Genomic DNA, 23,004 nt, shown 5'->3' with positions numbered 1-23,004 from the left:
GCCAGCCGACACCGCCGGCACCACCGCGACCGTGATCTACAAGGAAACGGTCAAAGACGATGAAATTTTCATGTCCTGGCTCGGCTCGATCACCGGCGAATACCCCGACTCGATCAAGCTGAACGAATTCACCGCCGGCAAGGAAGTGCCGTTCACCATCCCGGCAGCGATGATCAAGGGCAATGAAGGCGGCACGGTCGAGGTCAAGTACGAGATCGAACGCGCGGCGGGCGGGACGAGTTATTCGGATACGTTGAAGTTCAGTGTCGGCGTGGCGCTGGATCTGAAAGCGCCGAAAATCAAGGAAGCCCCGAACGACAGCAGCCTCGACCCGCTCAATGCCCAGAACACACTGACCGCAGTGATCGACTATGACGGCATGCTGGTCGGCGACAAGATTATCGTCAAATGGACCGGCGCCCCCGGAACGCTGCCTGCCGGTTCGCACACCACGGATCCATGGCCGGTCACCCGCGTCGGCCCGCAGGAAATTCCGCTGGACGTCTCGGTGATCGCCTTCAACCTCGACAAGTCAATCACCCTTGACTACGCCATGACACGCGGCACCCAGGAACCGAAAGACTCGCAGATTCGTACGTTGGCGGTGTTGCAACTGCGCGTGGATCTTTCGCACTCACCGAAGATCATTCAGGCGGCCGGCGGTGGTAACGGCACTGAGCTGGATGTGTCGACGCTCACTGCTGCGGCCACTCTTCGTGGCGGTTTCTGGCCGCACATTGCCAGTGGCCAACGTGTCTGGATGGAGGTACAGGGCACCAAAAAAGATGATACCGAGTACAAACGCGTCGTGTGGAGAGGCCCAAGTAACGCCGTGAACGGGACCTGGATATCGCAAGGTTATCTCGATGCATCCTTGCCTTTGGCTGACCTGCAGTCGTTAAAGGATCTCAGCCCACTCAACGTGTCTTTCATGGCAACGCCGGACCGCAGCACGGATGAAAACCTCGCGCTGAGTTTTCCGGTGCGGACTTATACGGTCAAAAACGTCGTAGAGGTGCTGCCGACTATTGAGTCAATCAAGGAATCGCCCGGCGGGGAAGAAATCCCACACGGCAGCCCGACAGTAAAAACAGCGGTCACGCTGAGTGGTAAGGCCACCCCGGGCAAAAAAATCGATCTGGCCAATAACGGCGCGGTGATGCCGAATACCGAAATTCAAGTAGATTCAAAGGGGGAATGGACATTCCAACTGACCGGACTCGTTGTCGGGAATACCTACAAACTTAGCGCCCGACGCAAGGACGGCACACCCTCGAATACCCGCAATGTTGTTGTGGTCGCGCTGGTAGTGCCGACGCTGGACAATGTGCTGGATGACAAAGGCATCGAGGTACCTGATCGTCAATTCACCGTCAGCACCCAGTTGAAACTCAAAGGCACAGCGAGCTACGGTCAGGAGGTCGAAATTTTTGAAGGAAACGGCCCGAGCCACACCTCCAAGGGGGTGGCCACAGCCTCGACAACAACAGGCATATGGGAGTTGTCGATTACTGTTGCAGTGGGTGCCCGGAGGTTATACGCAGGATCGCTCTATACTCCGTCCCTACAATGGTCAAACGTGCGCACACTGACCGTAACGGAAGCCACCGCTCCAACACTGGACAATGTATTGGACGACAAAGGGGTGGTAGTGCCAAAGAATACAAACACTCTGAGTACATCTCTAACACTCAAAGGCAGCGCCAGCATCGGTCAGAACGTCGAAATATTCGACGGTACGACTTCCATAGGTGAAGTCACCGCTACATCGGGTATTTGGGAAAAGCTGATTACAGGTCTGAGCCTTACCTCGCACACATTCACCGCTAAAGCAGTATACGGTTCTGGAGCTGTCTCGACCGCGTGGAAGGTCACCGTGCAAGCATTCACACTGGATCGGTCGCCCATGAATCTCAATGGTTTATGTTTGATTCTGGATCCATCCAACTCACCCAGGTGGAAAAAATCGGGCGTTGTAGAACCAGGTACCACGCAAACTCGCCGTCCGACAGTAGCAGCAGAACCGGTTAGTTACGCGTCATCCAATCCATCAATCGCATCAGTCGATTCCTCTGGAAAAATAACCAGCGTAAACAAAGGCAAATCAATAATCACTGTAACTGACGCGAGATTGAATTCAGGAACCTACGAAGTGAACGTGACCAATGTTCATCGCATCACAATCCGCCGTGGCACCGTAACGTCCGCACAAGGAAATGCTTGGATTGCCTCTGTTGGTGGTATCAACGGCGGAGAATATGTAATGCACACACTGCAACGCTTGTGCTCAAATGATGGCGAACTAGGAACTCATTACACTGGATCGACTAGACAATTTTATAGCCTCACTTCTCTTTCAACTCAGGCCCTTCTACTGGTTACTGTTGCTGGCTCAGATTTGTCTCGCGATAGTGCGGTAGCCATGATCCCTGTTTAATCGTGTCTTTTGGCGATGTCGGGAGCACAAAGGGGACAGCACAAAGGGGACAGATTTATTTAACCAGTGATTTAAACAGTGAGGCTTGACCGGAATTTTTCCGCTGACCGGGATGGCCCTTTCGCGAGCAGGCTCGCTCCTACAGGGAAATGCATTCCAAATGTGGGAGCGAGCCTGCTCGCGAAGGGGTCAGTTAAGTCAATTCAAATCGCCTTTTAAACTCAGGTGTTTAAAAGACACCCCAAGACACGTCTCCGAGGCTACAAATTCTTGCGCCATTGCCTACAGCTACGCCAGAATCCGCCGGCTTGTGCGCTTTGGGGTCGGGTTCTATTGTGGATCGGTCGCTGACGAATCAGCGATCGGGTTTCGCAGCCCGGATCAATCAAGGCGCACAGCGCTTCAGTTCATTGCCATCAACTAAAGGCAATGGTGCTTCATGGCGGCTGTGCGCGGGATACCTTCGGGTATGCCGGGTACCTTGATTCCCGGTCTGCGAACCTGCGTACAGCTGCCACCTCTCTTCGTTTCGCAGCGAATGTGGCGGCTCCAGCAATCAAGGAGCTTCATATGATCAAACCAACGCCAAACCCACCCGAAACCGACCTCGCCTCCCCCTACGAATCCATCGATTCAAAAAAACTCAACGACGCCGCCGAACGCGCCCTCGATCACTACCTTTGCCCACCCGGCTCCCCCCCAACGCCACGCAAAACCCGCCGAATGTACGCCGTTACCGCAGACTTCAAAAACGAAGAACTGCTGGCCGACGCCAGCGAAACACTCGCTTCAGCCAGAACCATCGCCCATGACTTCGCCCACCTCATCCCCGCATCGCAGCGCAGAACGCTGCTGGGGATCGCGCAGCTGATCATGCTTGGTGAATTGGCGGTGAATCGGGTGATGGATAATCTGGAGTTGCCGGATTAGTTCGGGTCAGATCGTTCCCACGCTCCCGCGTGGGAATGCCTCCACGGACGCTCCGCGTTCGGCTCTGGAAGGCACGCAGAGCGTCCCGGGCTGCATTCCTTTGCTGCGCGTGGGAACGATCAATTTCTGTCGATCACACGGCTGCGCTTACACCGCCGAATGTGTGGGAACGGGCTTGCCTGCGAAGGCTGAATGACAGGCGCAGCCAATCTTCAGACAAACGAAACCCGCCGTTCCGACTTATCGGGGCGGCGGGTTTGTTTTTTGTGTCGCGTTTGTCGATGCGTCAGCTGTCAGGCTGGCATCGCTGGCAAGTCGAATCATCACACCGCTGCCGTCAACGGTTTAGGGGTATGGCCACTATTCGGCGGTGCCTGTGAAGTCGCCATCGCGAGCAGGCTCACTCCTACAGTTGAACCGGGTGCATCAGCAAGAGATCGGTCGGCTCGCAGGCCGCCATCGCTGGCAAGCCAGCTCCCACAGGGTTCGCGGTGTGCCCACATCTCATCAGTGATGATAGTCATCGCCAGCAGGCTGGTTTCCAGAGGGAATCTCGTTCAGGACTGAAACCATTCGTGGCGTTCGTTGAAGGTGTGGTGGATCAGGTCAGTCAGAGTCTGCACTTCAGCCACATTCTGCGACTCGGCATTAACGGCCAGCCAGGCCTGCAATTGCATGGGCTCGTCGAACAACCCCGGCAGTGCGATCAGGCCCCGATCAAAGCGGCTCATGTAAGCCGGCAACAACCCAATGCACGCGCTACAGCGAATCATCTCCAGCATCAACTCATAAGACTGCATCTGCACCACCCCGGCCAAGCGCTGTTCCACCAGTTCATTCCACGGCCGAAAGCTGTCGATCTGCCGGTCGTGTTGCCATTGCACCAGCATGAAGTCGGCGAGGTCATCAGGCGTGTCCGGGCGGGCGGTGACGCGGGAGTAGCGTTTGGCGATGTGCGGCAGGTAGTCGAGGCGCGCCAGCGCTTGCGGTTCGCTGGTGGCGAAGGTCGGGCCGGGGTGTGGGGTTTCGCCGTGGGCGAGCCAGAGGACGATGTCGGCGCTGACCGCACGCAGGGACAATTCGCTGTCCAGCGCGATGATTTCCAGACGTACGCTGGCGTTGCGGCGCAACAAGGCAATGAGGTCGCGGCCAAGGATGTCGTGCAGGATCGATTCGGCGACGGCGAGGCGAATCAGCGGCTGTTCGATCACCGGCAGTTTGCGCTCGTTGGCCAGCGCCACCAGTTTGGCCTGCAGTTGCTGGCCTTCGCGGGTGAGACTCAAGGCGCTGCCCTGAAAGCTGAACAGAGTGTGTTGCAGTTCTTGCTCAAGCTGGGCCAGTTGTTTGCGCAGCAAGGTCGCGCGCACGTTGAGGCTGCGCGCCGCTTGCATGAAACAGCCGCAGCGGGCGCTGACCAGGAAGTATTGCGCGACGTCGGCGTCAATCGTCGCGGCGTGTGCGAGCCACGGTTCGCTGTGGTCGTGCGGCCAATGGTAATCGGGGTTGCCCTGTCGTCCTGCGGGTTCGGTGAATGACATCGATGACTCCCTGTCGATCTTTGTATTTTGGTGGCTTCCAGCACTTTCCAACTATTTCTGAACCTAGTGGAGAACCTTGTGGGAGCTGGCTTGCCAGCGATGAGGCCGGCACATCCAACTTCATTTGTGCCTGACACTCCGCCATCGCTGGCAAGCCAGCTCCCACAGTGGTTTTGTGGTGTAGGTGAAATCAGCGTTTTTCCTCCAGGGCTTTGTTGAGTTCAGCACCGTCGATGCTCAGCGTAGCGGTGTTGAGCAGGCCGTCCAGATACGCCTGGGCAATCTGCTCCTGGCGCTGCGTGCGCAAGGCCTGGGTCAGTTGATCGCGCAGTTCGTCGAGGGTCGCGGTGCGTGCTGGCTGTTGCTCGGTGAGTTTGATCACGTGGAATCCGGCAGCACTTTGGACGGGATCGGAAACCGCGCCAACCTTGAGCCGCGCCACGACACCACGTACCTCTGGCACCAGTTGCTGCAACGGTTGCAGACCGCTATCGCCACCACGTTCAGCAGTGACACGATCCTGCGAATATTGTGTCGCCAGTGCAGCAAATTCCGCCGGCGTCGCCTGAGCTTTCTTGCTCAGCTCAGTGGCCTGCTTGCGCACCGCCTCAAGACCTTGCGGATCACTCAGCCCAAGGAAAATCTGGCTGACCCGATACAACGCCGGTGTCTGCCAGTTCGCTTTGCCTGCGTCATAGGCCTGCTGCAGTTCAGCGGCACTCGGGTAATCCGCCGGCACCTGGCTGACCGAACGCAAGTAATCGCGGAACACGATCTGCTCAGTCGCCGCCCGGGTCTGCCGCGCAACCTCCGGGCGTTGCGCCCAACCTTGGGCATCGGCCTGTTCGAGTACGGCTTTTTCCGCCAGACGCGTGCGAATCCAGCGCTCCAGCGCCTCACGATTACCGCGTAATTGTTCGCGGGTCTCTGGCGGGACTGTCGCCAGCAAGGCCTGAAGTTCCGCAGGGGTGACCTGCTGATTACCCAACCGCGCCACCGCCGGCCCCGTTGCAACCGCCGCTACGGGCGACGATTGCTGGGCGGCGACCGGGTCACTGCCCGGCCGCACCACCAGCGCCACGGCCACCACCAACAGCGCCACTGCCGCAACGCTGATCACCATGGCAGGCTTTTTCACAGCGCGACTTCCTCTTGCTCGGCGACAGCCGCTTTAGAAGTGGATGCTTGCGCTGCCTGAGTGAAATCACGCAGATAAACGATGAATTCCTGCAACAGGCGATCCCACAATTCCAGGTTGCCACGCAGGTGATCGTTGCTCACGCCCGCCGCCACGACCACATCCATTTCCATCACCAGAAACTCGCCCTGCAACGACAACCGCGCAAAACGACGGCTCGCGTTCCACTGTTCGGCCACACCCTGTGGCAACTCACCCTGCACGCGCAGCGCACAGCTGAAAGTAAAGTCGACGTAGCTGCCCTGCTCCACCGCCGGATTACCAAAACGTACTGCGTAGCCGATGCCCTGGCTAGCGCTGAGCAACTGGACGATGCCGTTCTGCTCGGTCTCATTGACACGATAACCGGCGGCTTGCAGGACTTCGGTCAGGGATTTTGGCGATACGTGGCTGATCAATTGAGTCATTGTTTCTTCCTTGTTTATCAGTCTTTTAAATCAGTGCGAGAGCGCGGCTTGTGGCGCGTCGAATTGAGTCTTGTAGAGGTCATCACCAAACCCCTGGGCCAGTTCATCGAACTTGACTCGGGCGCTGCCCGCGAAGGGCTGGCGGATCTTCATCACCTCGGCTACATCGATGTTTTCGTAGGCAGTGAGGATCTGTTTGGCGACGCCGTACATCTGCTGATTCTTGACTGAACATTGCTGCACTTGTGTGTCACGTTCAGTCAATTGCGCTTGAAGCTTAGACCGTTCTGCCTCTTTGGCACGGGCCAGCACCAGCAACTCGTCATAGGCCTTTTTGAACTTGCCGGTCTGCTCGGCGCTGGCCGCCACTTGCGCCTGCGCCTGGCTGTGCAGGCTCTGCTGCTGCCCGGCCAGTTGCTCAGCGACGCCTTTGGCCTTGGCCAGTTCAGCGCTCAATTGCTTGATTTGCGCCTGCGCAGCCTTGGCTTCGTTTTGCGCCGCCAGTTGCGCGGCGCTGGCCTGGGCCTGCTGACTTTGCAGGGCCTGCAACTGTTGCGTGGTGCTGCGCAATTGCGTGCGCAGGCGTTCTTCCATGCCTTCGGCATGCACCCCGGTGGCAATCAACAGCCCGAGCCCGAGCAACACAAATCGCGTTTTCATAACCCTCTCCCGGCGCCTTAGAAGCGCGTGTTGATCTCAAGCTGCAAGACGTCGATGTCGAACGGCGCGCCGTACACCGCTTCGGTACTCATCCAGCGACCGGTGGCGTAAACGTTCTTCGCCAGACCGTAGTTGCCGCCGATGAAGTAACCCTTGGCGTTGGTGCCGCCGAGGTGGAACGACGAGTCGTTGAAGCCGTCCGGCAAGGCGTCGGGCTGAATGTATTTGTAGCCAGCGAACATGTTCCAGTCGCCCTGCTTTTTCAGGTCCAGCGCGCTGCCGAGGGTGAACTGCACCATCCACGCATTGGCGCCGCTTTCGATGTCGCCGTTGCTGTCGAGGTTGTTGACGATTTGCCCGGCCGAACGTTTGCGCATGTCGCCTTCGTCATACGCGAGGTTGTGGATGTAGTTGCCCTGGCTACGCAGTTTGAAATCTTCAGGCAGGTCGGCGTCCCAAACCACGTTCAGGTCCAGCAGATTGAATTCGGAAGCGAGACCGACGAATTGCGGCTGCGGCGTGGTGGTCGGGTTGAGCGGGTTCGGCGTGATGTCACGCAGCAGGAACACGCTGTTGCCTTTCTGCATGAACGCCGCGCGGCTGCCGTCGCTGTCGCAGCCCGGCGCGCCGGCCCACGGTTCGCAAGGGCTGGAACGCTGGCCTTGAATGTCGTCAAAGCGGTAGTAAGCCAGTGCACCTTTCAAACGGTTGTTGCTGTTGATTGCCCATTTGGCGCCAATCTGCGCGCCGTACAGCCACTTGTTGTCGCTCTCTTCTTTGTCGAAGCCGTTGCTGCTGGCGGTGTCGTTGGTGTAATCCACCGGGAACGCACCGACGGTGCCGAACACGCCCCACTCACGGTTGAGTTTGTGGTCGAAAATCGCCGCCACGCCGTCGAAGTTCAAGTCGTTGGAATAGAGCATGTCGGTGGACATGAACGGGTTGGCGAAGCGCCCGCCGGTCAGGGTCAATTCATCCGTAGGCTTCCAGTTCAGGTAACCCTGATCGAGCCAGATATCTTTCTTGGCGAAGCCGCCACCGAGGCTTTGCGTGGTCGATACCGGGTTGTTGTCCGAGCCGGTGCCGATGCGGATGCCGGCGGTCCATTGCGGCGAGATCTCCGCTTTCATGCCCAGCCGCGCACGAATGCGGAATTGGTTGGTGCGGTCTTCGCGGGTGTTGAGCAGCGGCGGCAGATTGGTGCTGCTGTTCGGGTTTACGTCGTACGGGCCGTTGTTGTTGAGCTTGGCGAAGTCGACGATCTCGTTGCTGTTGCTGTCCGAGTAGTAGCGCGATTCGTCACGCAGACGAATGTCGCCGTCGAAACTGATGCGCGCTGCCCATTCCGGGAAGCTGTTGGGCGCGGCCCAGTTTTCCTGTTTGGCGGTGGCCATGACTTCGGCTTTGACCTGGTCGCGAATCTGGTCACGCACCGCTGCCGGCACATATTGCACACGGACATCGCCCGGCGCCGCCACTGGCCCGGCCGCGACGGCGGTGGATGCCGCTGCTTGCTTCGCCTGGGCCGCTTCGTTCTGCGCCTGAGCGATCAGCGCGTCGGCCTTGTCCTGTTTCAGAATGCCCTGCTCGACCAGCAAGCGGATCAGATTGATCGTGGCGTTCTCCGAGGGCGCAGGCGCTGCCACGGCCTGACCGACCAGGGTCGCAATGACCATGCCGACCGCCAGGGACAATCGATTCACATTGGAAATCATCTGCACACAACTCCTTTTGCCGAAGCGTAAATAAGTGAATTAACCCGGACGCCGTCCTTGCAGGGACAGGCGCACAGGCAACGTGATGGAGGCCGGTGGCCGTTCGCTCAGCGCCGGCGCACCGCGTAACGCGGCCAGCACTTGCTTATCAATTTCGGGGTTGCCGCTGGGCTTGATCAGCTCGACCCGGGTGATCTCGCCGACGCTGCTCAGCCAGACATCGGCCTGCAGCGAGAACGCGAGGTTGCGCAGCTCAGGGTTCTCACGCAGCAAACGCTGGAAGGTGAACGCCAGAAACTGGCTGTACGTCCCCGTGCCCAGACGCCCGCCACCAGTGCCAGCCATGCCGCCACCCTTGCCCGCGCCGATGTTGAAAGCGTCGTTGCCGGACTGCGCATCGCCGTCCATTTGCATCGGGTTGGCCAGATCATCCGCCGGGGATGGCGGCGCTTCTTCCTCGGGCTTGACCTCCTCCGGCTCCGGCGTTGGCTCCGGCTCGACGACTTTTTCTTCCACCGGGGTTTCCGGCTCCGGTGGTTTTTCCGGCGGCGGTGGTGGCGGTGGCGGCAACGGAATGATCGTCGGCACCTTCGGCGCTTCGCGGCGGATGCCGCTCATGTCATTGGCCCACTGCCACAGAAACCATGCGGCGAGCGCACCGATGAGCAATCCGGCGCCCCACTTCGCGTAACGCAGCGCTGGTTTTTTCACCGGCAGTGGCTCGATCGGAAGTTGTGCAGTCATGACTCAGCCCTGACTCGGTTTGCCGGTGACGAGACCGACCTGGGACAGTTCGAGCCGGCGCAACAGATCCAGCACTTCGATGACTTTCTGGTATTGCACGGTCGCGTCGCCGCGCACGATCACCGGGAAATCCGGGCTCTGCGCCTTCTCGATGCGCAGACGTTCTTCGAGTTCGGCCAGGGTCACCGGGTAGGCATCGAGAAACACCTGGCCGCCGTCGTTGACCGAAATCGCCTTGGTCTTGGCCTCGGACAGCGACACGGATGCGCTGGCCTTGGGCAGGTTGATCTGGATCCCGGAAACCTGTGCGGTGGCGGTGAGGATGAACATCACCAGCACCACCATCAGCACGTCGACCAGCGGGGTGATGTTGATGCTGTCCACCGCGGCATCGTCATCATCGTCGTGGGAGGCATTTACAGACGCCATGTCAGTGCTCCTCAGGCCGGTACGGAGTGGTTGGCGTGATGGCCGCGATGCGCCGCCTCACTGAACTGGCTCTCGCCGTGCATCTCCGCCAGTCGGGTGATGAACTCGTCGACGAACACGCGCATGTCGGCGCTGACTTCCTTGTTGCGGGTAATCAAGCGGTTGTAGCCAAACAGCGCCGGGATCGCGACGAACAGGCCCATGGCGGTAGCGAGCAAAGCGGCGGCCATACCGGGAGCGATGGCGTTGATGTTGACGTCACCGGCCATCGCCGTGCCGAGGAACACCACCATGATCCCCAGCACCGTGCCGAGCAGACCGATGTACGGGCCGCCGGCGATGGCGTTGGACAGGGTCGAGAGCTTCGAGCTCAGTTGCTGGTTTTCACGGGTGCGCACGCCGTCCATGGAGCAGCGGATGGCTTCGATGGTCGCCGCAGACACCGACGAGGTATCGGCGCCCTGTTCGCGACGGGTGCGGATCTCTTTGACCGCCACCAGGTACAGGCGCCACAGCGACGAATGCTGCAAGCGCTGGGTGAGTTGCGCGTCGTCGGCGAACATCTCCAGACGTGTGCCGACCTTGGCGAACTGCACACGGAAGTCTTCGTTGGCGGCAGTGACGCGGCTGAGGCTGCGGTTTTTGCGCAGCATGATGATCCACGACTGGAACATCATCAGCACCAGCACGGCGATGATTACCCAGGCGTCGATTGGCACCGCGTTGAGCAGGAAGCCCAGGCTGCCGAAACCGAAACCGGATTGCTCTTCATCGACGCCGTAAGCGACCAGTTTCGACTCGGCGCCTTGTGAGGTGGCGTCGGCCAGCAACAGCGGCGCCGGACGGGCAACTTTCGACAGACGCAGTTCGTCGATAGCGCCCACGAAGGGCTGGAGTGAACCCTCGTGCAGATCGGCGCCGATCGCCATGACCGAGTTGAAGGCCGGCATCGCCTGGGCGAGCGTCGCGCCTTCGCGGCCATTGATGTACAGGGTAACTTTGGCGCCTTCAACGGTCAGCGCAACGTGTTGCCATTGGCCCGGATTCAGCGCTTGTGTGGCGACAGCACGTTGGCCATCGATCTCCACAAACGGCACGCCTTGGCTCGCACCGATCAGCAAGCTGTTGGCGCCTTCGCGACGAGCGAGAATCAGTTGCTCGCCACTGGCCTGATCCAGACGCAGCCACGCACTGAAGGTGAACGCGCTACCGGCGTTGTGTTGCAGCGAAGGACTGGCCGGCAGCAACAACGGCTGGCCGCTGAACTGCAAGGCGCGCCCGACGACGCCGTCAATCGCCGCACCGGTCGCGCTTTGTGCGGTATTGCCGTAGGCCGTGGTGTCTTTGGCCGGGGTGCCGGTGGCGCCGTCGAAGTGATAGAGCGCGGTGTAATTCGGGTCGAAGGTCAGTTGGCCGTTGCCGGTCGCCGGCGCCTTCTGATTGCCGTAGTACATCCAGATGTCCTGGCGCTGACCGCCCTCGACATTCGGCACATCGACCCAGATCAGTGCCATGCCCATCAGCGCATCAAAACTTTCGATCTGGTGGTTGAGCACGGTTTTGTCATCGGCGGCGACAAAGCGCAGGTCCGAACCGTCCTCTTTCACTCCGTCGAAAGTGAAGTTGCCGGTGTGCAGGCGCACCAGCAGCGCAGTGCGGCCAAGAGCCTGATTGATCGCCGCACCTTGCGGCGTGGTGTCGACGGCGATCTGTTTGCGGTAGTGCCAGTCGTCCTGCCACCAGGCCTGAGCCGTGGCCGGGAGCACGAAGCCCAGGCAGATCAACAACGAAAGGAAGAGGCGCTGCATGAACGTGCTCCTTGTCAGAAAGTGGCTTGAAGGTTGAAGTGCAGGCGCGATTCCTGTTTCGAGGTGTTCGGCCCTTCGAGTAGCGGAAAGCCCCAGTCGAGGCTGCCAGACAGCCATTTGCTCAGGCTGGCGCGGGTGCCGAGGCCGACGCTGGCCAGGGCGTAATTGGCGTCCTGGTCCGGCAGTTCGTCGCGCAGATACAGTTGCGCGCCTTCGGCGAAGGCGTAGAAACGCCAGTCCTGCATCCACGTGCCGGCGTACTTGGCCAGCGACGGCGTGCGCAGTTCCTGGCTGAGCAGCAAGCCGTCATCGCCGGTGCGTTCGGCGGCCAGATAACCGCGCACCGAAGTCGCGCCGCCAGCGGAGAATTGTTCGTTGGAAACCAGTGGCCCCGACGCTAACTGGAACGCCGCTTTGCTTGCGCTTTGCCAGTCGCTGTCGAAGGTCCAGGTGTAATTGGTGTCGCCCTTGAGCACGGCAAAACTCGGCTTGGCGCGGTAGCGCTTGTAGTCGAAATCTTCGTCGGAACTGCCGTAGCCGAAAATGCTGCGGGTGGCTGCCACCAGGCTCAGGCCGAGGCCGAGTTGGCTCTTTTCGCTGTAGCGATAGCCGTTGTAAGCGAAGGTGAATGGCGCGTACTGCAGGGGGACTTTGTCGCTCTCGCCGGACAGGGTCAGGCGTTCGTCGAAGTCCTTGAAGTCGATGCCGGCCGACAGCGAGTTCGACCAGTTGCCGCTCGACGGCAGCGTGTAAATCGCCGAGACGCCGTAGCTGTGGCCCTTACCGAGCACGTTGCTGCCACCGATGGTGGCGACGTTGCTGTCGGACTGGTAACCGGAGAACTGCACGCTCCAGCGCTCGCTCAGCGGCGCGGTGTAGGAGCCCGACCAGACCTTGGCGTTGTCGGTCTCCTGCGGCGCGGTGAAGTAGGTCAGGTTGATGCTGTGGCCGAGTTGCCAGAGGTTGTTGTAGCCGAGACTGGTGACGGTGCGCAGCTTTTCGGTGTCGGCACTGTAGTCGTTGTTGAGGCCGACGCTGGCGGTCCACGGGTTCTGGTCTTCGACCTGCAAATCGACGTCCATGGTGCCGGGGCGCTGACCTTCGCGCACCAGCGGCATGACTTGCCGGCCCGGGGTTTTGTTCAGTTGCGCCAGTTCGCCCTGAACCTTGGCGAAATCCGGTACCTCGCCTTCTTTCAGCGCCGGAACGTCGTCGCGGATGTCCAGCGGCGAATAGTGCTTGGCGCCGACTACACGCACGCGGCCGACCTTGGTTTCGCTGACTTGCAGATAAACGATGCCGTCGGCCACGGCTTGCTCCGGCAGCTCGACGAACACCGATTGGTAGCCGCGTTCCTGATAGGCTTTCTGCAACGCATCGCGTGCGCCTTCGATATCGCTGAGGGCTTTTTGCGGGCCGAGAAACGGGTACACCGCCTCTTCAATCGCCCGCGCATCGAGCACGGTGTTGCCGCGCACGAAGTATTCATTGACGTCGACCAGGCGCTGAGCCGCAGCGCTTTCGGCAGCTTCTTCGGCCAACGCCGGCTGCGCGCCCGCCGTCACCAGCAGCCAGCCCCACAGCGCCAGCCGTGACTTGAAAATCGGTTCCACACTACCCCCTGAATTCGCGATGACCTGTTGGCGTTTCGAACGCCGCGTGTATGGCGTCAATTGCTGGCTGTCGAGGCGCAGGCGTGTTTGCCCAGCCACGTGTGCAAAAGCGCAAAGTTCAAGGAGAACTCGGGCATTTGCAGCAACGCGCCGCAGAACACTTCGCCGATGATTTTTTGAATGAGCAGCACCGCCCGTGGCTCGTTGAGCAACGTGGCGATGTCGCGACTGAGGGCGTTGAAGCTCCAGACTTTCTGGTTCAGGCCCAGGCCGACGAACCAGCGGAACAGCAGGTTGTAATTGAGCTGTTCGTAGAGCTGCTGCTCGCTGGGCACCGAATACAGAAGTTGCAGGAGCAGGATGTGCATCACCGTTTGCGCGGGAATCAGCATGCCCGGCTCGGCATTGAGGTCGTGCAGGAGTTCGCGGTGGGCGTTGAGCAAGTCGTCGATCTGCGGGCGCAGCAACACCAGCGAATGCCCCGGCGGAATGTAGCTGGAGACCTCTTTCAAGGCGCCCTGCCAGTCATCCTGCGAGACAATCCAGACCCACGGCGCGCCGTAGCGATACACCGAAACCGGCTTCTTGCGCGCCGCTTCGACGATCTTCGACAGGCGTTGATCGAGTTCCTGCATGCCCACTTTCGAGTAGCGTTCCATAGTCCCCATTGCCTCACTCCCGGCGTCCCGCCTCGGCTTGTGAAAAGCGCCCCGTAGGGCCCCTCAAGCGCGTTACATAGGCATGACCGGACTGGCGATGTGCTACCGAACTTTTGTCATAAAAGCTTCATTACAGAGGGAGGGTATTACGCGATTTTTGCGTCGTACCTGGAGCATTATGTTGGGCGGGTTTGGTGTGTCAGCCAAATTGATGATGGCTGACAGGAAGCCTCCTCGAACCGGCGGACTCTTATAGGGATAGCGGCAGACTTGGCCTCAAATTCAAAGCGATTAATTTCGATGATATTGTCGGTACACACCTCCATTAACTATCCCACCTGCATCGAGCGATAACCCTATAACTTCCAGTAAAAATGACACGAAATCACTGCCTTTGCTTAAACGCACAACTGAGATTTCGACTCGGACCTTGCGCAGCACACTGAAAAACTGATATCAATATGCCACTCAAGAAAAAACTCCCGCAGTTTCAGTTTCTTGGCTGATGAATAAGCCGCCTAACATTATAGAAACGATTTCGGATATTAATTATGTATTACGACACACGCGAACTGAGATCACTCTCAATTCTAAGAAAGATTAAAAATACACCTAGCCTACTAGCTGTTTCAGAAAAAGATTTTTTCTACGCGTGCGCTTCAATAGTTTCTCATCTAATTCTTAGCAACCAGCCAGCAGCCAAAGGCCGAAATGAGTCTTCCCGGCAGATCGACGAAATTCAGAAGTGGGCAAGAGATTTTTCTTTCCCAGTAAATCATGAACTTCTAGCATTAACTCATTACCTGCTAAGCCGCCCACTAGAAACCCTAAACAAAATCGACCTTACGGACTTGCTTAATTATATTGTCGATCGTTTGATTGAGCTTATAACGGGACTTGATCATCGACACTGTAAAATCGTATCTGGTTTCGCCGGCTTTATTTTCAACCACACCCGCCACGATGTAATTGATGTATTACCCAACATTGCCGATCTGACGCTCGGTGTCCGCGACCATGGAATAAAATATTCATTCCTGATGTCCGGACAAATAGCAATCGACCAAAAAGAGCTAATCAACTTAAAGCTTAACTGCAACTCAATTCTTCCTCGATTCGTCTCAGATCTTGACGAGTTTTCTATTCCGAACACTGATCAAGCTTACCTGATCGACGCTATCTCCCAAGAAGCCGGACGTTCTAATCAAGAGCAACATATCAACAAAATGACCTCGGAAGAGATATACAAGAGAATCTCTGAAGGTTCCCGTGACGAGGGTTTTTATATATTGACGCGCACAGCAAGGGTGGCCAACTCTGCGAAATTCAAGCACCAATGGTCTTCCCACAGAGAAAAAATCGAAGCTATTATAGCTTTCGACAGTTACTATCAGGGTCGCGCGAGAAAGTTTTTATTTATCATCATCAACAATACGCCCAACCAAAGAAAACAGACGCTCTACATCAACATTTCTGACAACCCTGCGATAATCTCTCTTGATGCAATTGAGAGATCGATATTGGCCGCAGCCATTTATCTTTCCTGGAGATTTGAATCTTCACCACCGAACAACACACCTCAGAAAGTGACAAGCATACTTAATAGCCAGTTCAGAAATGGCTATCGGGATATCAATGGACTATGCAAAACAACTAATAGAACCCCCGCCTACAGCCACAACTTATTCAACGTCAACAAATATGTGAATCTCACACATCAGACGTCGCCAACTGCGGATTACAACAGCTTAGAACTCATTGAAAAACTAAGCCCAAAAGAAGCAGTAAGTTTGTATATCATTGGAAATAACGGTGCTGGCAAAAGCGTACTGCTCGGAAACTTGGCAACCCAACTAATAGAAGAAAAGAGATCTTCCACCGGCATTACGCTTTCGCAATCCAACCGATTTCCAAACCCTAAAGACGAGGAACACTTCAATTCTTTTTCCCCAACTAAAACATCCAGAAACCAGCTCATTGACATGATACCAAAATCATTCTCAAGAGTTTGCTGCGACACTAATAAATTACGAACTTTTTTACGCTGTTTAGAATTACTGAGTTTTACGCAAGATCTTTTTTTGGGCGCGAAACCACATTCAAAAAAACGCGCCACCGTCGACATTGAATCACTTATCACAATCAGCTCCGATGCCCTTGAGAACGACATCAGTTTGCGTGAAGTACACCAAGATTCCTCCACGCTCATATTAGTCAAGAAGAACAACCCTGATCATTATGTGTTTTTTTCCGATTTAAGCTCTGGAGAACAGAACGTCATCACACTGCTTACTCTTTGTATCGATAGCGCAAAATACGGAAAAGTTCTTTTGCTGGACGAGCCAGAAATCAGCTTGCATGTAAGCTGGCAGCAACTCCTCCCTCAAATCCTCGACATGATTTGCCAAGAACTGCAAACTTCAATCGTAACAGCAACCCACTCGCCGCTACTTATTTCAAACACCGCACTCGAACACACTTATTGCTATGTACTCGAAGACGGAAAGTTAAATTATATCGAGCCAAAAAATCGTCGCTCTGTAGAAACATCCCTAGTCTCAATCTTTAACACCTACACACCATTAAACAAGGAGATCTACGAGCGTTGCGCGCGCCTTGTTGCACTGACGATCCAGAGAAGAAATAGCGCTAACCCCATCAAACCAGAGGAGCTGAGCGACAGTTTAAAACAACTTGAGGAACTGGAAGAAACAGTAAAACGCTCTTCCGTTATCAACCAAGACAACCGACACAAAAGTGATCTTGAATTAATAAGCAAAGCAAGGGTCGCAATTATGGCAGTACGTGACGAGGATCAGCATGGCTGGATTTAAAACAATTTCAAACGCAAAAATAAAAGCACTGGCTAAAAGTTACGAAAACAATTGCATCAGTGACAAAGCCTATTTGGTAGAGGCTCAGGATTACATAAAAACCATGATGGAAAAAGCCATCACCGAGCATCAGCTTCGCCAGTCCGGATTCGGCATAAACACAACGACTCTATGGAGTGATTTTTTCGATTACGTTTCACCAACCAACCCAGGTGTAACGGGCAAAGCAATCAGGTCCCACATACGTGATCTTATAGAGAAAGATCAACGGCACCAATGCTGTTACTGTCGCCGCCCGTTATTAAACAGTGCTCACGCCAAGCCAATAGAACACATTCTCCCCCACAGCATATTCGTGCAACACACTTTCAACATTCTCAATCTCAGCATTTCCTGCGTTGACTGTAACGGCAAAAAAAAGGACCACGTATGGACCCACCACGAAGGAAAATTCCGACGTACACGTCACTATCCTCCAGCCACTGCTTTTTCGGACATGTACCACCCACGATTTCATAGCTATGATGAACATGTAAAATTCTTCAGAGTTCATTCCAATACACATTGCATTTCTATATATACAGGCTTGACCCCGCAGGGTAAAAACCTGTGTAGAAACTTATTGACTCACATTTCAAAGCTCGAAATATTCGTCAGCGCCAATTCCGAGTTAAAAAAACATATCGACACTATTCACGAGCAAGACTGCCAACCCGGTTCAGCTGCAGAGACTGCTATTACGGCTTTTCGAAAAGCATTTTTTGAAGCTACAGAAGCTATTCTCGAAGAGGTGTGAGAAAAGAATTAAGTCGCAAAGACCATGAGCAGTTGCCTTCGAAGGAAGCGTGGAAGTCAAGTAAGCTGTTGCCGACCTTGAGTGATCAAAAACGAGCCTGCACAAAGGTTTTAATGTTACTTGGAAGAGTTGGATTTCAAGTGTACACGGGCCAGGTGTCGACGATTTTGCCGCCGCGCACGGCCAGCAGGTCGCCGAATTGCAGCAGTACGGACTCGGTCTGGGTCGGGCGCAGGAAGACTTGATCTTCGATGGTCAGGCCCACGGCGTTGGAGCCATTGACCATCTCTTGATTTGAGCTGCGTCCGTAGACGCTGTTGCTCTGTAAACCCTGGGGCGATTCAAACTCGGCCATCCAGTTACCGCCGTAGATGAAATAGGTCTGGCGCTGATTCTGATCCCACCACGACAACAGCTTCGACTTGTCATCCAGCGCCGGAATATTCACCGCGCCTGTGCTTTTCAAGACTGGCGTGGCGATGTAAGTCGCGGGCACATGCTCGGTCAGCGACGGCAAATCGTAGTGCGTCGGTTTGAGCATCGCCGTACCCACGGAAACCTCGGTACTCAGTTTTTCGTTTTCGTGAATGCGATAACTCGGGCTGCCGGCGGTGTTCAGGCACAACCCGTCGTGCCACAACGCCGGAAATTGCTGCCGGGTGAAATCGACGCAACGCTGATAAATCAGCATGACCCTGGCGAACAACTCTTCCGACGAACCAAGAATCCCCGGCACGCCCATGCCCACGAACGGGTCGTAACCCATGAACCCGGCGAATTCCAGATGCTGGGGGTTGGCGCTGATCAGCGTGAGCATCTGCCCCAACACCGTGAGGTCGCTGACCCCGCCGCGATGCAGGCCGACATCCAGTTCAATGTTGATGCGCATCCGCGTGCCCAACCCCTGAGCGAGCGCGAGGTATTGCTGCAGGCGCTCCGGCCCGTCGAGCAACCATTGCAACTGCTTTGCGGGATCGAACGGGCCTTTGTGGGTTTGATAGAACAGCTCGGCCGAGCGCACCGGCAATGGCTTGCCCAGCAAGATGTCGGACTGCGGAAAAACCTGCGCATCGTGATTGAGAAACGGCTGATGAAACGACATCAGCTTCTGCGTTCCGGCACGTTGCGCGATGTAGCTCAACAGTCCCGGTGATGGCAGCGACTTTTCCACCAGACGCAACTGCTTGCCGCCGCGTCTGACCGACTGCAGCACCACATCGATGTTGTGATCGAGGCGATCCAGATCGATCAGCAGCACCGGGCGCATTGGCCCCTTTTCCTTCAATTCCTTGTTCAGCGCCCGGAAGTATTCGCTGTAAGGCGCGCCACGATCCCCCGGCCGCAACCACGCGCCAACGCCGACCAACAAAGCACCGACACCCAATGTGCCGAGGAGGAAATTACGTCGATTGACCGCCATCAGCTCACCCCCAGAATCGACGCCAGATGCGCATTGAGAAACCGTCCACTCGGATCCAGCGCCTGGCGCACGTCGACAAATTCGCGCCAGCGCGGATACAGCGGTTGCAGATTCTTTGCATTGAGCGTGTGCAATTTGCCCCAGTGCGGGCGGCCGTTGTACTTCCAGAAGATCGGCTCGACCGCGGCAAAAAAGTTGTGATGATCCATCTGATAATGCTGATGCACCGAGATCGAACAACTGTCGCGGCCCTCGAACATGCTCAGCGGAATGTAGTCAGCCCTGACGTAGCGGTACTCGATGGGAAACCAGGTACGCAGGTCCTTGTCCTGAATCAGCTTGAGAATCTCGCGCAGACAGGCCGGGCCGTGTTCGGCAGGCACTGAATACTCCATTTCGTTGAAGCGCACCGTGCGCACGTTGGCGTAGATGTCGAACGAGTCGCCGACGCGCTCATCGAAACTCGCCAGATGACGCAGGCTGTTGAGCAGCGTGCGGCGCAGGTCGGGAAAGTCGCTGCCGTACTTGTCGATCTTCTCGATCAGGGTGACGAACTCGTTACCGCCCTCTTCTTCCGGTGGAATCGGTGGCGTGGCCGGGTCTTCGGTTTCGTTGAGGGCGATGGACAAGGCGTAGTCGGAATGCGTGACGACGAGCATTTCCCAGTGCTGGTTTTCGCGGGTGTTGTTGTCGATGTCCTCAAGCAGTTCCTCGGTCTTGGCGATCCACTGGCGTTCGCGCAGGCGATAGGCCGGGCGGTTTTGCAGGCGGATTTTCGTGGCGACACCGAGCGCACCGAGTGAGACGCGGGCGGCGTTGAACACCTCCGGGTGGCGCTGACTGTCGCAGTCCAACACTTCGCCGCTGGCGGTCACCAGTTGCATGCCGCAGACATGCGCCGAGTACGACTGGAAGTTTTTCCCGGTGCCGTGGGTCGAGGTGGCAATGGCCCCGGCGAGGGTCTGGTAATCGATATCGGCCATGTTCTGCAGGGCCTGGCCGATGTCTTTCAGCGGCTGGCCCATGCGTGACATGGGTGTGCCGGCGGCGAATTCGGCTTGCAGGGTTTTCGCATCGTGATCGAGCAGACCGCTGAAATAGCTCAGCGACAACAGCGTGCCGTCGGTAGGCACCAACGCACTGAACGAATGCGCGGAGCCGACCGGGCGGATCTTGCCTTGTGCTTGTTTGATGACGGCTGTCAGTTCATCGAGACTCTTCGGCGCCAGTCGCGCCGCTGGCAGGCAACTTTGCCCGCCCGACCAGTTGCGCCACGGAATCAACCGTGGCGCACGCAGCAATTGACCCAATGCCGGATGGCTCGCCAACGCACTGAACGCGCCGACGATGCTTGCCCGCTGCAACAACTGACGCCGTGTCAGATCCATCGTCATGCCGGCCACCTTATTGTGGGAGCGGCTGGTCGGCCATGAAGCCGATCAGTTGCAGGAATTGTTCTTCGCTGCACTCGACGCATTGGCCCATCGGCGGCATGCCGTTGTAGCCGTTGATGGCGTGATCGAGCAGCGTGTCGGTGCCTTGCCGGATGCGCGGTTCCCAGGCTTTGCGATCACCGGTGAGGGGTGCGTTGGCGGCGGGATTGGCGTGGCAGAGCTGGCAGCTGTTGGCGTAGATCTGCGCCAGTGCCGGGTCCTTGGGCATGGCGTTGCTGGTGGGGGCCGGAGGTTTGGGGTCTTCGCCGCAGCCAGGCAGCGCCATCGTCAACGCCAGCAGTAGAGTGAGTCGGATTGCCCGCATAACGGCCTCGCTTATTGTTGTGCTCACACATTAAGGCAGGGTTTGCAGCAGGTTGAGGGCATTGCGGGACAGCGAGGGGGGCAAACGGGGCCAGCCAAGACTCGCCTCGGGATCGGCTATAGACACAAAACCCTGTGGGAGCTGGCTTGCCAGCGATAGCGGTGTGTCAGGCAATGAAGATGTTGAAAGTACCGGCCACATCGCTGGCAAGCCAGCTCCCACAGAGTTCGCGGTGTTGCCAGCCCCTCTGCTGTGCGCCTTTGCGTGACATTCGGGTGACATTTGCGGGATTAAATTCCGGCGCATTCAGGCGTATAACCTGTGAAGGCTTTTTGATCTGCATACGGACATCAACACGGGGTAGCGACATGACCACAGCAAACATCCTTGGCAACCTGTTCCCTTCTGTCAGCGACATCCCGGAAAAATACCGCCTCGACGGTCAGGTCGAGCAACGCGAATACCTCGTCGACGGCCAGTTGCGTCGCTGGGACGGCCCGCTCGCGCAGGTGCGCAGCCCGGTCTATCTGAAAGGTGACAACGGCGACGAACAAGTGATCCTCGGCAGCACGCCGCTGCTCGATGCCGACACCGCCCTTACTGCCCTCGACGCCGCCGTGCGCGCCTATGACCGTGGTCAGGGCCTGTGGCCGACCATGCGCGTGGCCGAACGCATCCAGCACGTCGAGGCCTTCCTCGGCCGCATGCGTCAGCAGCGCGATGCCGTGGTGAAATTGCTGATGTGGGAAATCGGCAAGAACCTCAAGGATTCGGAAAAAGAGTTCGACCGTACCTGTGACTACATCGTCGACACCATCAATGCGCTCAAGGAACTCGACCGCCGCTCCAGCCGTTTCGAGCTGGAACAGGACACGCTCGGGCAGATCCGCCGCGTACCGCTCGGCGTCGCCCTGTGCATGGGTCCTTACAACTACCCGCTGAATGAAACCTTCACCACGTTGATCCCGGCGCTGATCATGGGCAACACCGTGGTATTCAAACCGGCCAAGCTCGGCGTGCTGCTGATCCGTCCGTTGCTCGAAGCCTTCCGCGACAGCTTCCCCACCGGCGTAATCAACGTGATCTACGGCAGCGGCCGTGAAACGGTCAGCGCGCTGATGGCCAGCGGCAAGATCGACATCTTCGCCTTCATCGGCACCAACAAAGCCGCCAGCGACCTGAAGAAACTCCACCCCAAACCTCACCGTTTGCGCGCCGCGCTGGGTCTGGACGCGAAAAACCCCGGCATCGTCTTGCCGGAAGTCGATCTCGACAACGCCGTCAGTGAAGCAGTCACCGGTTCGCTGTCGTTCAATGGTCAGCGCTGCACCGCTCTGAAAATCCTCTTCGTCCATGAAGATGTGGTTGACAGCTTCATCGAAAAATTCAACACCAGACTGGCCACGCTGAAACCGGGCATGCCGTGGGACAGCGGCGTGTCGCTGACACCGTTGCCGGAGTCGGGCAAGGTCGATTACCTGCACGGCCTGGTGGCGGATGCACGCAGCAAAGGCGCCGAAGTGGTCAACCCCAATGGCGGTGAATCCCGCGAGTCGTTCTTCTACCCGGCGGTGCTGTACCCGGTGAATCCGCAGATGCGCGTCTATCAGGAAGAGCAATTCGGTCCGGTCGTGCCGATCGTGCCGTACCGTCATCTCGATACCGTGATCGACTATGTGCTGGAGTCGGATTTCGGCCAACAGTTGAGCATCTTCGGCACCAACCCGGTGGCGGTCGGCCGGCTGGTCGACACCTTTGCCAACCAGGTCGGGCGGATCAACCTCAACGCGCAATGCCAGCGCGGGCCGGACACTTACCCGTTCAATGGCCGCAAGAACTCCGCGGAAGGTACGCTCTCGGTGCACGATGCATTGCGGGTGTTCTCGATCCGTACACTGGTGGCGACCAAGTTCCAGGACAGCAACAAGGACCTGATCAGCGAGATCATTCGCGGGCGTGATTCGAGCTTCCTGACCACCGATTACATCTTCTGATCACTGTCACCCGCATCATGAATAAGCAAGAAGGCGACCACATGCGGTTCTGATCCAAAGTCGC

At 57.3% G+C, this 23,004-nt stretch carries 19 protein-coding genes; 5 read left to right on the top strand and 14 right to left on the bottom strand.

The window, feature by feature from the left end:
- Both QZR14_RS26455 and QZR14_RS26450 read left to right on the top strand, forming a co-directional pair.
- Nucleotides 1-2,437 (top strand): Ig-like domain-containing protein (locus tag QZR14_RS26455; RefSeq protein ID WP_311998154.1); only part of this gene is annotated, 2,437 nt, incomplete at its 5' end.
- Between the two features lie 570 nt (nt 2,438-3,007).
- Nucleotides 3,008-3,367: a DUF6124 family protein gene (locus QZR14_RS26450; RefSeq protein WP_311998153.1), complete on the top strand. Its 360-nt coding sequence runs from the start codon at nt 3,008-3,010 to the stop codon at nt 3,365-3,367.
- A 557-nt stretch (nt 3,368-3,924) separates the two neighbouring features.
- Here QZR14_RS26450 and QZR14_RS26445 read toward each other — a convergent pair.
- From QZR14_RS26445 to QZR14_RS28190, 10 genes are all read right to left on the bottom strand, one after another.
- Complete coding sequence (locus tag QZR14_RS26445; protein WP_311998152.1) at nt 3,925-4,905, bottom strand: LysR family transcriptional regulator; 981 nt, start codon at nt 4,903-4,905, stop codon at nt 3,925-3,927.
- 190 nt (nt 4,906-5,095) lie between these two features.
- Nucleotides 5,096-6,043, bottom strand: a complete 948-nt coding sequence (locus QZR14_RS26440) for a peptidylprolyl isomerase (protein WP_311998151.1) — start codon at nt 6,041-6,043, stop codon at nt 5,096-5,098.
- Complete coding sequence (locus QZR14_RS26435; protein WP_116254711.1) at nt 6,040-6,510, bottom strand: YbjN domain-containing protein; 471 nt, start codon at nt 6,508-6,510, stop codon at nt 6,040-6,042. Before QZR14_RS26435 ends, QZR14_RS26440 begins: the two co-directional genes overlap by 4 nt.
- A gap of 30 nt (nt 6,511-6,540) precedes the next feature.
- The gene (locus QZR14_RS26430; protein WP_311998150.1) at nt 6,541-7,170 is read right to left on the bottom strand and encodes a DNA repair protein; all 630 of its coding nucleotides are present in this window, start codon (nt 7,168-7,170) and stop codon (nt 6,541-6,543) included.
- A 17-nt stretch (nt 7,171-7,187) separates the two neighbouring features.
- Nucleotides 7,188-8,885, bottom strand: a complete 1,698-nt coding sequence (locus tag QZR14_RS26425) for a putative porin (protein WP_311998149.1) — start codon at nt 8,883-8,885, stop codon at nt 7,188-7,190.
- Between the two features lie 39 nt (nt 8,886-8,924).
- Complete coding sequence (locus tag QZR14_RS26420; protein ID WP_311998148.1) at nt 8,925-9,629, bottom strand: energy transducer TonB family protein; 705 nt, start codon at nt 9,627-9,629, stop codon at nt 8,925-8,927.
- 3 nt (nt 9,630-9,632) lie between these two features.
- The gene (locus tag QZR14_RS26415; RefSeq protein ID WP_003201710.1) at nt 9,633-10,058 is read right to left on the bottom strand and encodes an ExbD/TolR family protein; all 426 of its coding nucleotides are present in this window, start codon (nt 10,056-10,058) and stop codon (nt 9,633-9,635) included.
- 11 nt (nt 10,059-10,069) lie between these two features.
- Nucleotides 10,070-11,866 (bottom strand): DUF2341 domain-containing protein, encoded by a 1,797-nt coding sequence (locus tag QZR14_RS26410; RefSeq protein WP_311998147.1) that lies wholly within the window; start codon nt 11,864-11,866, stop codon nt 10,070-10,072.
- 14 nt (nt 11,867-11,880) lie between these two features.
- Nucleotides 11,881-13,479: a ShlB/FhaC/HecB family hemolysin secretion/activation protein gene (locus tag QZR14_RS26405; RefSeq protein WP_311998146.1), complete on the bottom strand. Its 1,599-nt coding sequence runs from the start codon at nt 13,477-13,479 to the stop codon at nt 11,881-11,883.
- A 56-nt stretch (nt 13,480-13,535) separates the two neighbouring features.
- On the bottom strand, nt 13,536-14,147 hold the full coding sequence (locus QZR14_RS28190; RefSeq protein ID WP_442967428.1) for a transposase: 612 nt from the start codon (nt 14,145-14,147) through the stop codon (nt 13,536-13,538).
- Nucleotides 14,148-14,689: 542 nt separating this feature from the next.
- Between QZR14_RS28190 and QZR14_RS26395 the strand changes: the two genes are divergently transcribed.
- Both QZR14_RS26395 and QZR14_RS26390 read left to right on the top strand, forming a co-directional pair.
- Entirely contained in the window at nt 14,690-16,972 is a 2,283-nt protein-coding gene (locus tag QZR14_RS26395; RefSeq protein WP_311998145.1) for an AAA family ATPase, read from the top strand.
- Nucleotides 16,959-17,768: a hypothetical protein gene (locus QZR14_RS26390; protein WP_311998144.1), complete on the top strand. Its 810-nt coding sequence runs from the start codon at nt 16,959-16,961 to the stop codon at nt 17,766-17,768. Before QZR14_RS26395 ends, QZR14_RS26390 begins: the two co-directional genes overlap by 14 nt.
- A 136-nt stretch (nt 17,769-17,904) precedes the next feature.
- On the opposite strand, the gene QZR14_RS26385 is transcribed toward QZR14_RS26390, so the two are convergent.
- From QZR14_RS26385 to QZR14_RS26370, 4 genes are all read right to left on the bottom strand, one after another.
- The gene (locus QZR14_RS26385; RefSeq protein ID WP_311998157.1) at nt 17,905-19,113 is read right to left on the bottom strand and encodes a DSD1 family PLP-dependent enzyme; all 1,209 of its coding nucleotides are present in this window, start codon (nt 19,111-19,113) and stop codon (nt 17,905-17,907) included.
- A 74-nt stretch (nt 19,114-19,187) separates the two neighbouring features.
- Nucleotides 19,188-20,516, bottom strand: coding sequence for a D-arabinono-1,4-lactone oxidase (locus QZR14_RS26380; protein WP_311998156.1), 1,329 nt, complete (start codon nt 20,514-20,516; stop codon nt 19,188-19,190).
- A 76-nt stretch (nt 20,517-20,592) separates the two neighbouring features.
- Nucleotides 20,593-20,946 carry a c-type cytochrome gene (locus QZR14_RS26375; RefSeq protein WP_250604883.1) on the bottom strand — a complete coding sequence of 118 codons (354 nt, stop codon included), beginning with the start codon at nt 20,944-20,946 and terminating at the stop codon, nt 20,593-20,595.
- A gap of 166 nt (nt 20,947-21,112) precedes the next feature.
- Entirely contained in the window at nt 21,113-21,316 is a 204-nt protein-coding gene (locus QZR14_RS26370; RefSeq protein ID WP_311998143.1) for a hypothetical protein, read from the bottom strand.
- On the opposite strand from QZR14_RS26370, the gene QZR14_RS26365 reads away from it, so the two are divergent.
- Entirely contained in the window at nt 21,315-22,940 is a 1,626-nt protein-coding gene (locus tag QZR14_RS26365) for an NADP-dependent glyceraldehyde-3-phosphate dehydrogenase (protein WP_311998142.1), read from the top strand. The two genes, QZR14_RS26370 and QZR14_RS26365, sit on opposite strands and share 2 nt — an antisense overlap.
- Nucleotides 22,941-23,004 lie beyond the last annotated feature (64 nt).

It is taken from the genome of Pseudomonas sp. rhizo66 (genome assembly GCF_031931925.1).
GTDB lineage: Bacteria > Pseudomonadota > Gammaproteobacteria > Pseudomonadales > Pseudomonadaceae > Aquipseudomonas.
The sequence above is the reverse complement of the archived record's forward strand: the minus strand, read 5'-3'. Positions and strand labels throughout refer to the sequence as shown.

Coding starts and splice junctions, on each gene's coding strand:
- QZR14_RS26415 (WP_003201710.1), bottom strand. CDS start 10,058: ATGGCGTCTGTAAATGCCTCCCACGACGATGATGACGATGCCGCGGTG.
- QZR14_RS26390 (WP_311998144.1), top strand. CDS start 16,959: ATGGCTGGATTTAAAACAATTTCAAACGCAAAAATAAAAGCACTGGCT.
- QZR14_RS26370 (WP_311998143.1), bottom strand. CDS start 21,316: ATGTCGCTACCCCGTGTTGATGTCCGTATGCAGATCAAAAAGCCTTCA.
- QZR14_RS26435 (WP_116254711.1), bottom strand. CDS start 6,510: ATGACTCAATTGATCAGCCACGTATCGCCAAAATCCCTGACCGAAGTC.
- QZR14_RS26430 (WP_311998150.1), bottom strand. CDS start 7,170: ATGAAAACGCGATTTGTGTTGCTCGGGCTCGGGCTGTTGATTGCCACC.
- QZR14_RS26420 (WP_311998148.1), bottom strand. CDS start 9,629: ATGACTGCACAACTTCCGATCGAGCCACTGCCGGTGAAAAAACCAGCG.
- QZR14_RS26395 (WP_311998145.1), top strand. CDS start 14,690: ATGTATTACGACACACGCGAACTGAGATCACTCTCAATTCTAAGAAAG.
- QZR14_RS28190 (WP_442967428.1), bottom strand. CDS start 14,147: ATGGGGACTATGGAACGCTACTCGAAAGTGGGCATGCAGGAACTCGAT.
- QZR14_RS26375 (WP_250604883.1), bottom strand. CDS start 20,946: ATGCGGGCAATCCGACTCACTCTACTGCTGGCGTTGACGATGGCGCTG.
- QZR14_RS26450 (WP_311998153.1), top strand. CDS start 3,008: ATGATCAAACCAACGCCAAACCCACCCGAAACCGACCTCGCCTCCCCC.
- QZR14_RS26425 (WP_311998149.1), bottom strand. CDS start 8,885: ATGATTTCCAATGTGAATCGATTGTCCCTGGCGGTCGGCATGGTCATT.
- QZR14_RS26365 (WP_311998142.1), top strand. CDS start 21,315: ATGACCACAGCAAACATCCTTGGCAACCTGTTCCCTTCTGTCAGCGAC.
- QZR14_RS26445 (WP_311998152.1), bottom strand. CDS start 4,905: ATGTCATTCACCGAACCCGCAGGACGACAGGGCAACCCCGATTACCAT.
- QZR14_RS26410 (WP_311998147.1), bottom strand. CDS start 11,866: ATGCAGCGCCTCTTCCTTTCGTTGTTGATCTGCCTGGGCTTCGTGCTC.